Source organism: Comamonas sp. 14P8.1.4, from assembly GCF_057799285.1.
Window position 1 is genome coordinate 120,912 of the sequence record NZ_JBYOKN010000006.1, and the last position, 9,895, is coordinate 130,806.

Annotated in this window: 7 protein-coding genes; 6 read left to right on the forward strand and 1 reads right to left on the reverse strand. The window is 57.9% G+C overall.

The window, feature by feature from the left end:
• Nucleotides 1-120: 120 nt before the first annotated feature.
• On the reverse strand, nt 121-768 hold the full coding sequence (locus AC27VO_RS11660; RefSeq protein WP_488666880.1) for a GntR family transcriptional regulator: 648 nt from the start codon (nt 766-768) through the stop codon (nt 121-123).
• A 125-nt stretch (nt 769-893) separates the two neighbouring features.
• Between AC27VO_RS11660 and scpA the strand changes: the two genes are divergently transcribed.
• The 6 genes from scpA to AC27VO_RS11690 form a co-directional block, all read left to right on the forward strand.
• Complete coding sequence (scpA, locus tag AC27VO_RS11665; protein WP_488666881.1) at nt 894-3,077, forward strand: methylmalonyl-CoA mutase; 2,184 nt, start codon at nt 894-896, stop codon at nt 3,075-3,077.
• A gap of 23 nt (nt 3,078-3,100) precedes the next feature.
• A complete protein-coding gene (gene meaB / locus AC27VO_RS11670; RefSeq protein ID WP_488666882.1) occupies nt 3,101-4,135 on the forward strand; it encodes a methylmalonyl Co-A mutase-associated GTPase MeaB in 1,035 nt (344 codons plus the stop codon).
• Between the two features lie 83 nt (nt 4,136-4,218).
• Entirely contained in the window at nt 4,219-5,757 is a 1,539-nt protein-coding gene (locus tag AC27VO_RS11675) for an acyl-CoA carboxylase subunit beta (RefSeq protein ID WP_488666883.1), read from the forward strand.
• 30 nt (nt 5,758-5,787) lie between these two features.
• Nucleotides 5,788-7,836, forward strand: a complete 2,049-nt coding sequence (locus tag AC27VO_RS11680; RefSeq protein WP_488666884.1) for an acetyl-CoA carboxylase biotin carboxylase subunit — start codon at nt 5,788-5,790, stop codon at nt 7,834-7,836.
• Nucleotides 7,837-8,021: 185 nt separating this feature from the next.
• A complete protein-coding gene (locus AC27VO_RS11685) occupies nt 8,022-8,828 on the forward strand; it encodes a YdcF family protein (protein ID WP_488666885.1) in 807 nt (268 codons plus the stop codon).
• Between the two features lie 84 nt (nt 8,829-8,912).
• The coding region (locus tag AC27VO_RS11690) for a hypothetical protein (protein ID WP_488666886.1) at nt 8,913-9,895 on the forward strand (983 nt) is incomplete at its 3' end.

The following is a 9,895-nucleotide window of genomic DNA, read 5'->3' on the forward strand; positions in this document are numbered from 1 at the left end:
TTACATGAATTAAAACGTGCTATTCCAAATAAATGACTTGGCCCGATTGAGAAGACCTATGAGGTAATTTTTGTTTCTTACTGTAATTTGTCTGTAGGAGAGCAGCCTGACTACAGCGGATTACTGCGAGGCCGCAGCGGCCAAGCCATTGTGGAAATGGGCCTGCATGGCACGGCGCGCAGCTTCAGAATCGCGGGCCTGGAGGTCGCGCATGATGGCTGCATGCTCTTGCAAGCTGTCTTCAATGCGGCCTTGCTTGAACAGCGACTGGTGGCGATTGAGCTTCATCACCTTGCGCAGATCCGCGACCGATTGCGACAGAAAGCGGTTGTTGCACAAGGCCAGCAGCTTCATATGGAACTGCTCGTTGATCTGGAAAAAGCGGTTGGCATCACCCACCACGGCTTCCAGCTCCTGGTGCAGGGCTTGCAGTTGCTGCAGCTCTTGGGCGCTGGCCTTTTGAGCCACCACGGCGGCAGCATCGCTCTCCAGCAAGGCGAGCAGGTGGTAGACGTCGCGCAAATCCTGCTCGGACACTTCGGTCACATAGGCACCGCGGCGCACCTTCATGGTGACCAGGCCTTCGGCAGCTAACACCTTGAGCGCTTCACGCAAAGGCGTGCGGCTGATGCCGAACTCCTCCACCATTTTCATTTCATCGATCCAGCTGCCTGGCGCCAGTTCGCGGCTGTAAATGCGTTGGCGAACGAGCTCTGCCACCTCGATATACAGGGGCTTGGGGGTGAGCAGTGTGCTGGTGTCGTTCATGAGGCTGGTGTTTACCCTATGGGCTGTGTCGTAGTTATGTATCAATAATTATGAATCACAACAAGGGCGGATGAACTGGAGTTTTCCAGTACACGACCACAACGGAGACAGTCGAAGTCATGGGTATGGATGCAAAACAAGGCCAGACAACGGCCACAGGTACAGCAGAATTTCAAACAGCGAGTGTGTCCGATTGGGTGAAGGCCTCTGCCAAAGCCTCTCCCGCAGGCGATGTGAACAACCTCAACTGGGTGACACCCGACGGCATCACCGTCAAACCGCTGTATACCGCACAAGACACCCAAGACCTGCCTTTCACCAACACCTTGCCGGGTTTTGAGCCATTCATCCGTGGCCCACAAACCACCATGTACGCTGGTCGCCCCTGGACGATTCGCCAGTACGCTGGTTTTTCGACGGCTGAAGAATCGAATGCTTTCTACCGCAAGGCGCTGGCAGCTGGTGGGCAGGGCGTTTCTGTGGCTTTTGACCTGGCCACCCACCGCGGCTATGACTCGGACCACCCCCGCGTGACGGGCGACGTGGGCAAGGCCGGTGTGGCGATTGACTCGGTCGAGGACATGAAGATTCTGTTCGACCAGATCCCGCTGGACAAAGTGTCCGTGTCCATGACCATGAACGGCGCTGTGCTGCCGGTGCTGGCCGGCTATGTGGTGGCGGCCGAAGAGCAGGGCGTGTCGCAAGACCAGCTGTCCGGAACCATTCAGAACGACATTCTGAAAGAGTTCATGGTGCGCAACACGTATATCTACCCGCCCCAGCCGTCGATGAAGATCATTGGCGACATCATCGAGTACACGAGCAAGAACATGCCCAAGTTCAACTCGATCTCGATTTCCGGCTATCACATGCAAGAAGCCGGGGCCAACCAGGCGCTGGAGCTGGCCTTCACCCTGGCCGACGGCAAGGAATACGTCAAAACTGCGATTGCCAAGGGCATGGATGTGGATGACTTCGCGGGTCGCCTGTCCTTCTTCTGGGCGATTGGCATGAATTTCTATCTGGAAATTGCTAAGATGCGCGCGGCGCGCCTGCTGTGGTGCCGCATCATGAAGGGCTTTGACGCCAAAAAGCCCAAGAGCCTGATGCTGCGTACGCACTGCCAGACTTCGGGCTGGAGCCTGACCGAGCAAGACCCGTACAACAACGTGGTGCGCACCACGGTGGAGGCCATGGCGGCCGTGTTTGGCGGTACGCAAAGCCTGCACACCAACAGCTTTGACGAAGCCATTGCGTTGCCCACCGAATTCTCGGCCCGTATTGCGCGCAACACGCAGCTGATCATTCAGGAAGAAACCCACATCACGAATGTGATCGATCCCTGGGCGGGTTCTTACATGATGGAAAAGCTCACGCAAGAGATGGCGGACAAGGCTTGGGCCATCATTGAAGAGGTGGAAGCCATGGGCGGCATGACCCAGGCGGTTGACAGTGGCTGGGCCAAACTGAAAATTGAAGCAGCAGCGGCCGAAAAACAGGCGCGCATCGACTCGGGCAAGGACGTGATCGTCGGTGTCAACAAGTACAAGCTGGCCAAGGAAGACGCGATCGAGATTCTCGAAGTTGACAACGTCAAGGTGCGCGACAGCCAGATTCAGCGTCTGAACACTATCAAGCAAAAACGCGATGCAGCCCAGGTGCAGCAAGCGCTGGACGCTCTGACTTCTGCAGCGCAAAGCGGCCAAGGCAACTTGCTGGAACTGTCCATTCAGGCGATCCGCCTGCGCGCCACCGTGGGTGAAGTCTCTGATGCGCTGGAAAAAATCTTCGGCCGCCACCGTGCGGATACACAAAAGGTGACCGGTGTGTACGCAGCCGCTTATGACTCGGCCCAGGGCTGGGAGCAACTCAAGGGCGAAATTGACCAGGCCGCGGAGCAACTGGGCCGCCGCCCCCGTGTGATGATCGCCAAGCTGGGCCAGGACGGCCACGACCGTGGCGCGAAAGTCGTGGCCACCGCTTTTGCAGACCTGGGCTTTGACGTGGACATGGGCCCGCTGTTCCAGACCCCCGAAGAGTGTGCCCGTCAGGCGATTGAGAACGACGTGCACGCAGTCGGTGTCTCCACGCTGGCTGCCGGCCACAAAACTTTGGTGCCCGCCATCATCGATGAGCTCAAAAAGCAGGGTGCAGACGACATCATCGTTTTCGTGGGCGGCGTGGTGCCTGCGCAGGACTACGACTTCCTGTTCAAGGCGGGCGTCAAGGGCATATACGGCCCCGGCACGGCCATCCCCGCCAGTGCCAAGGATGTGCTGGAGAACATCAAGCGAGCTGCAGCGCTCTAAGCCGCTGGATTCGAGGGCTTGTTGTGACTCCTGAGCAACTCCAAGAAGGCATTCTGCGCGGCAACCCTGCCGCGCAGCGCCGAGCGATGGCCAAGGCCATCACCTTGCTGGAATCCACGCGCAGCGATCACCGTGCGCAGGCCGATGCCTTGCTCACGGCTTTGCTGCCGCACACGGGCCAAGCCCTGCGCCTGGGCATCAGCGGCGTGCCGGGGGTGGGGAAATCCACCTTCATTGAAGCGTTGGGCATGTACCTCACGGGCCAAGGCCTGCGTGTGGCGGTGCTGGCGATTGACCCGTCGTCCACCGTCTCTGGCGGCTCCATCCTGGGGGACAAAACCCGCATGGAGCAGCTGTCGGTCAACCCCGGTGCCTATATCCGCCCCAGCCCCTCCAGCGGCACGCTGGGTGGGGTAGCCGAGAAAACACGCGAAGCCATGCTGGTGTGCGAGGCCGCAGGCTACGACGTGGTGATTGTTGAAACCGTGGGCGTGGGCCAAAGCGAGATTGCCGTGCACGGCATGACCGATATGTACTGCGTGCTGCAACTGCCCAATGCGGGGGACGACCTGCAGGCCATCAAAAAGGGCGTGATGGAACGCGCAGACCTGGTGGTGATCAACAAGGCCGACATTGACCCCAATGCGGCCACCCGGGCGCAAGCGCAAATCACCTCGAGCCTGCGTTTGCTGGGCATGCATGGCCACCCGGACCATGCAGCGCACGACCTGCAGCTGTGGCAGCCCAAGGTGATGCAGCTGAGCGCACTGAAAGGCGAGGGCGTAGATACCTTCTGGCAGCACGTGCAGCAGTTTGCGCAGTTGCAGCGCGCCAATGGCCGCATGGCAGCGCGGCGCGAGAAGCAGTCGCTGGACTGGATGTGGGAGCGCATTGATGCGGGCCTCAAGCTCGCTTTCAAGTCCCACCCACAGGTGCAAGCCATGCTGGCACAGACCCAGGCACAAGTGGCACAGGGCACGCTGGCGGCCAGCACTGCAGCACGAAATCTGCTTGCAGCCCATATGGAGCAAGCGCAGACAGCTCACAAAAACGAATAAATCACGGCCTGTACAGTTCTTAATCGACATTACATGCAATAAAAAACTGCTATCTCTATTTGAAGAGGATCTGAGGAAGACATATGGAACACAACAACATCCTGGCCCAGCTGGAAGCCAAAAGAGAACAGGCCCGCCTGGGCGGCGGGCAAAAACGTATCGACAGCCAGCACAAGAAGGGCAAGCTGACGGCACGTGAACGCATTGAGCTGTTGCTGGACGACGGCACGTTCGAAGAGTGGGACATGTTTGTCGAGCACCGCTGCACCGACTTCGGTATGGAAGACACCAAGATCCCCGGCGACGGTGTGGTCACCGGCTACGGCATGATCAACGGCCGTCTGGTCTTTGTGTTCAGCCAGGATTTCACCGTGTTTGGCGGCGCACTGTCCGAAACCCACGCTGAGAAGATCTGCAAGGTGATGGACCAAGCCATGAAGGTGGGCGCTCCCGTGATTGGCTTGAATGATTCGGGCGGCGCCCGCATTCAAGAGGGCGTGGCTTCGCTGGGCGGTTATGCCGATGTGTTCCAGAAAAACGTACTGGCTTCGGGCGTGGTGCCACAGATCTCCATGATCATGGGCCCCTGCGCCGGTGGCGCGGTGTACTCGCCCGCCATGACCGACTTCATCTTCATGGTCAAGGACAGCAGCTATATGTTCGTGACCGGCCCCGAAGTGGTGAAGACCGTCACGCACGAAGAAGTCACGGCCGAAGAGCTGGGCGGTGCCGTGACCCACACCAGCAAGAGCGGTGTGGCCGACATGGCGTTTGACAACGACGTCGAAGCGCTGATGATGCTGCGCCGCCTCTACAACTACCTGCCGCTGAACAACAAGGAAAAAGCGCCGGTACGCGATACGACCGATCCCGCAGACCGTGCGGAAATGTCGCTGAACTCGCTGGTGCCCGAAAACGCCAACAAGCCCTACGACATGAAGGAGCTGATCCTCAAGACCGTGGACGATGGCGATTTCTTTGAACTGCAGCCCGACTACGCCAAGAACATCATCATTGGTTTTGCCCGCATGGCCGGTCAGACCGTGGGCATTGTGGCCAACCAGCCCTTGGTGCTGGCCGGTTGCCTGGACATCAAGTCCTCCATCAAGGCGGCGCGCTTTGTGCGCTTTTGCGATGCGTTCAATATTCCCGTCATTACCTTTGTCGATGTGCCCGGTTTCATGCCCGGCACTTCGCAGGAATACGGCGGCATCATCAAGCACGGCGCCAAGCTGCTGTACGCGTACGCAGAGTGCACCGTGCCCAAAATCACCGTCATCACCCGCAAGGCCTACGGCGGCGCGTACGACGTGATGGCCTCCAAACACCTGCGCGGTGACGTGAACCTGGCCTGGCCACACGCCGAAATCGCCGTGATGGGCGCCAAGGGCGCGGTGGAAATCATCTTCCGTGAAGACAAGAACGACCCCGTCAAGCTGGCCGCCCGCGAAGCGGAATACAAAGAACGCTTTGCCAACCCCTTTGTGGCCGGTGCGCGTGGCTTTATTGACGATGTGATTCAGCCGCACGAAACGCGCAAGCGCATCTGCCGCAGCTTGGAAATGCTCAAGAACAAGCAGCTTGAGAATCCATGGCGCAAGCACGGCAACATCCCGCTGTAAGAAGAACAACAACAACAAGGAGATAAGCACATGTTCACCAAAATTCTGATCGCCAACCGTGGCGAGATCGCCTGCCGTGTCATCGCCACCGCCAAGAAAATGGGCATCCAGACCGTGGCGGTCTATTCCGATGCAGACAAGGAAGCGCGCCACGTCAAGCTGGCCGATGAAGCCGTGCACATTGGTGCCGCGCCCAGCCGCGAGTCGTATCTGGTGGCTGACCGCATCATTGCAGCGGCCAAAAGCACCGGTGCGCAGGCCATTCACCCTGGCTACGGCTTTTTGAGCGAGAACGAAGCCTTCGCCAAGCGCTGTGAAGAAGAGGGCATTGCCTTTATCGGCCCCAAGGCGCACTCGATTGCCGCCATGGGCGACAAGATTGCCTCCAAAAAGCTGGCGAATGCCGCCAAGGTCAACACCATCCCGGGTTACAACGACCCGATTGCCGGCCCTGAGCAGGCTGTCGAGATTGCCAAGGGCATTGGCTACCCCGTGATGATCAAGGCTTCGGCTGGCGGCGGTGGCAAGGGCCTGCGCGTGGCGTTCAATGACAAAGAAGCCTTCGAAGGCTTTGCCAGCTGCCAGAACGAAGCGCGCAACAGCTTTGGCGATGACCGTATCTTCATTGAGAAGTTTGTCGAGCAGCCCCGCCACATTGAAATCCAGATTCTGGGCGACAGCCACGGCAACGTCATTTACCTGAATGAGCGTGAGTGCTCCATCCAGCGCCGCCACCAAAAGGTGATTGAGGAAGCGCCTAGCCCCTTCATCACCGACGCCACCCGCAAAGCCATGGGTGAGCAGGCTGTGGCCCTGGCCAAGGCCGTGCAATACCAATCCGCCGGTACGGTGGAGTTTGTGGTGGGCAAGGACCAGGACTTCTACTTCTTGGAAATGAACACCCGCTTGCAGGTGGAGCACCCAGTGACTGAGTGCATCACCGGCTTGGACTTGGTCGAGCAGATGATCCGCGTGGCCGCTGGCGAAAAGCTGGAGATCAAGCAAGAAGATGTGAAGCGCGACGGCTGGGCGATCGAGTGCCGTATCAACGCCGAAGACCCGTTCCGCAACTTCCTGCCATCGACCGGCCGCCTGGTGCGCTTTAACCCGCCTGAGCAGACCATGTGGCAGGGCGACACCGAGCACCTGCAGGGCGTGCGTGTGGACACTGGCGTGGTCGACGGTGGCGAAATCCCCATGTTCTACGACTCGATGATCGCCAAGCTCATCGTGCACGGCAAAGACCGGGCCGAGGCGATTGCCAAGATGCGTGAAGCGCTCAACGGCTTTGTGATTCGCGGCATCAGCTCGAACATCCCGTTCCAGGCCGCTTTGCTGGCCCACCCCAAGTTCCAGACGGGCGACTTCAACACCGGTTTTATTGCCGAGCACTACGCCCACGGCTTTAACGCCAGCGATGTGCCGCACAGCGATCCCGACTTCCTGGTTGCGCTGGCCGCGCACATGAACCGCCGCTACCGCGCGCGTGCCGCCACCATCAGCGGCCAGATGCGCGGCTATGAGCTGGCTGTGTCGGCCAACTACACCGTGGTCATTCTGGGCGCCGAAGGGCAGAACCAGCAGCATGCGGTCACGGTGTCAAACTTTGAATTTGACAGTCGCAAGAGCACCGTCACCCTGAACGGCAAGCGCTACGAATTCCAGAGCTTCAGCGCCATGCGTGAGTTGCGTTTGCAAGGCACTTGCAACGGTAAGCCCTTCACCGTACAGGTAGAGCGTGGCACGCCCAAGAACCCGCTGGCCCTGCGCATTACGCACAACGGCACGCAGATCGATGCCATGGTGCTCTCGCCGCTGGGTGCGCAACTGCACACGCTGATGCCCTACAAGGCACCGCCAGACATGTCCAAATTCCTGCTCTCGCCCATGCCCGGCCTGCTGGTCGACGTGGCGGTGCAGCCTGGTCAGAAGGTGCAGGCCGGTGAAAAGCTGGCGGTGATTGAAGCTATGAAGATGGAAAACATCCTGTTTGCCGCACAAGACGGCGTGGTCAGCAAAGTCAGCGCGGGCAAGGGCGACTCGCTGGCGGTGGACGACATCATTCTGGAATTTGAGTGATGAAGGTCTTTCAGAGTTGGCTGCCCGCGCTGACATGGCTGAACGCGCAGGCAGCCAGGCTCTGAAATAGAAAGCCCGCAAAGCTCAGCCTCAGCGGGCTTTTCTACACTTTTGTGGCGAAGTTTGAATCAGGTGGTTTTGAATCAAATAAGCTTCTAGCACTTATGCCAAATACATATACAGCTATGAAATCAAAAGCAACAATCTCTACCCTAGGCAAACTCGCCCGAGCCTGCCTAGGCGTGGCTGCTGCATTGCTTCTGGTCAATGCTGTCGTGTTAATGGTCATGGGTCACTTCCATATCGGCGTATTGTTGCCAGCGGCCATGGGCGTGGCGGCTGGACTGTATTGCTGGAAATGGCAGAGCGTGCAAGGCTGGCGCGCGGCCAAACCGCTGCATGCGCGCCTATGGGCGCTGGGCTGGGCCTTTTTTGCCATCTGGCTGCTGAGTCTGTTTTGGTTCTGGAGCCAGCTTTTCAGTCTGGGGCTAGCGCCCAAGCAAGTGCCGCCCGTGCAATCCATTGTGGTGCTGGGCAGCGGCACGCAAAACGGTCAACCCCGCCCCATATTGGCCGCGCGGCTGGATGCTGCTGCCGAACTGGCAAAGCTGCAACCCTCAGCCTTGATAGCAGTGTGCGGCGGTGTGGACTGGGGCGAGAAAGAGTCTGAAGCCGAAGTCATGGCCCGCTATTTAGAGCAGCGCCACGGCATTGCGGCAGATCAACTGGTGCTGGAAAAGCTCAGCACCAGCACCGAGCAGAACCTCAAACTCAGCCGCGCCTTGCTGGCAGAGCGCGGAATTTCTGCGAACGCGCCAATGGCCATGGTCAGCAGCGACTTTCACTTGATGCGCGCTATGCGTGTGGCGAAGCAGCAAGATTTGCTGCAGGTCTACCCAGTGGCTGCACCTACGCCGCTGGCCACGTGCTTCAACGCTTGGCTGCGGGAGTATTTCGCCATGGGCAGTAGTTGGCTGCTGGGTGAGATATAGATGCTAGAGATTTAAGCGAAAAGGGCTTTAATCGATTTCTGCTATTGCATCGATAGCTATTAGGTTTAATAAAACAAACAAAAAATGGTTTTTTCTCAAAAAATACTCTCTTTTCGCAAAACACTTACTGCTGTGGCTGCGGCACTGACTTGCATTGCAAGCTTTGCGGGAATGGCCCCTGATGCTGCTGACCCCAGCGCTGCACAAGCCGTTGCGGTAACTGTGGTGGCGTTTCCGAGAGATCAAGCTTTGGAGCCAAACCTTGGTTTGAATTCTTTAATCAGTCGCCTTGATGTGCAAGAGCAAAGGCTGCTGGAGACGCAACGCAAAAGCGTGGATTGGTGGTTAACGTCTATTGGTATCGGGCTGGCGGTTTTTGGTATTTTGGCTGCAATTGGTGGTATTTGGCTACCGATGCGCTTTCAGAAAGAAGAGCGTAAACGATTCAAAGAGACTAAAGACGAGTTCCTTGCTATGAAGCAAGAAGCGGAGGCCGCTGCGCAAAGCTTGCGAAGCCAAGGGCTCACTACGGAAGCGGAACTAAGTCGCGTCAAGCAAGAAGCGGCACAAGCATTGAGTATGCTGAAAGTGCATGAAAAAGAAGGTGCTGAGAATGCCCAGAGACTTAAGGCGTTACGAGAAACAGCTGGGCAATTTCAATCAGGACAGGCATCCTCAGAATCCGATGAAATCGCTGTAGCAGTAACTGCATTAGAGCAGACGGCTGAACCTATAGATCAATTGCTGACGCGCGCCATTAAGGCGAGTCAGGTAGAGCACCCCAATAAAGCGCAAGCGCGTGAAGCTTATGAGCTCTGGAAAGCGCTGACCTTGCTCAATGTAGCAGATGAAAGTGCGCAATTTAATGCAGGTTATTGGGCGCAAGAGGTTTATGAAAAAGCAGATCCGGTAAACCGTAAGCATTGGTTAGCAACCTTAGAACAGCACTATGCAATGTTGCAAAACATGCATGAGGCTGCCTACAACTGGGGCAATGCGTTAGATGACGAAGCTCGCGCAGTGGCCTCCACAGATCTATCTGCTGCCCGCGCGCTGTGGGCACAAGC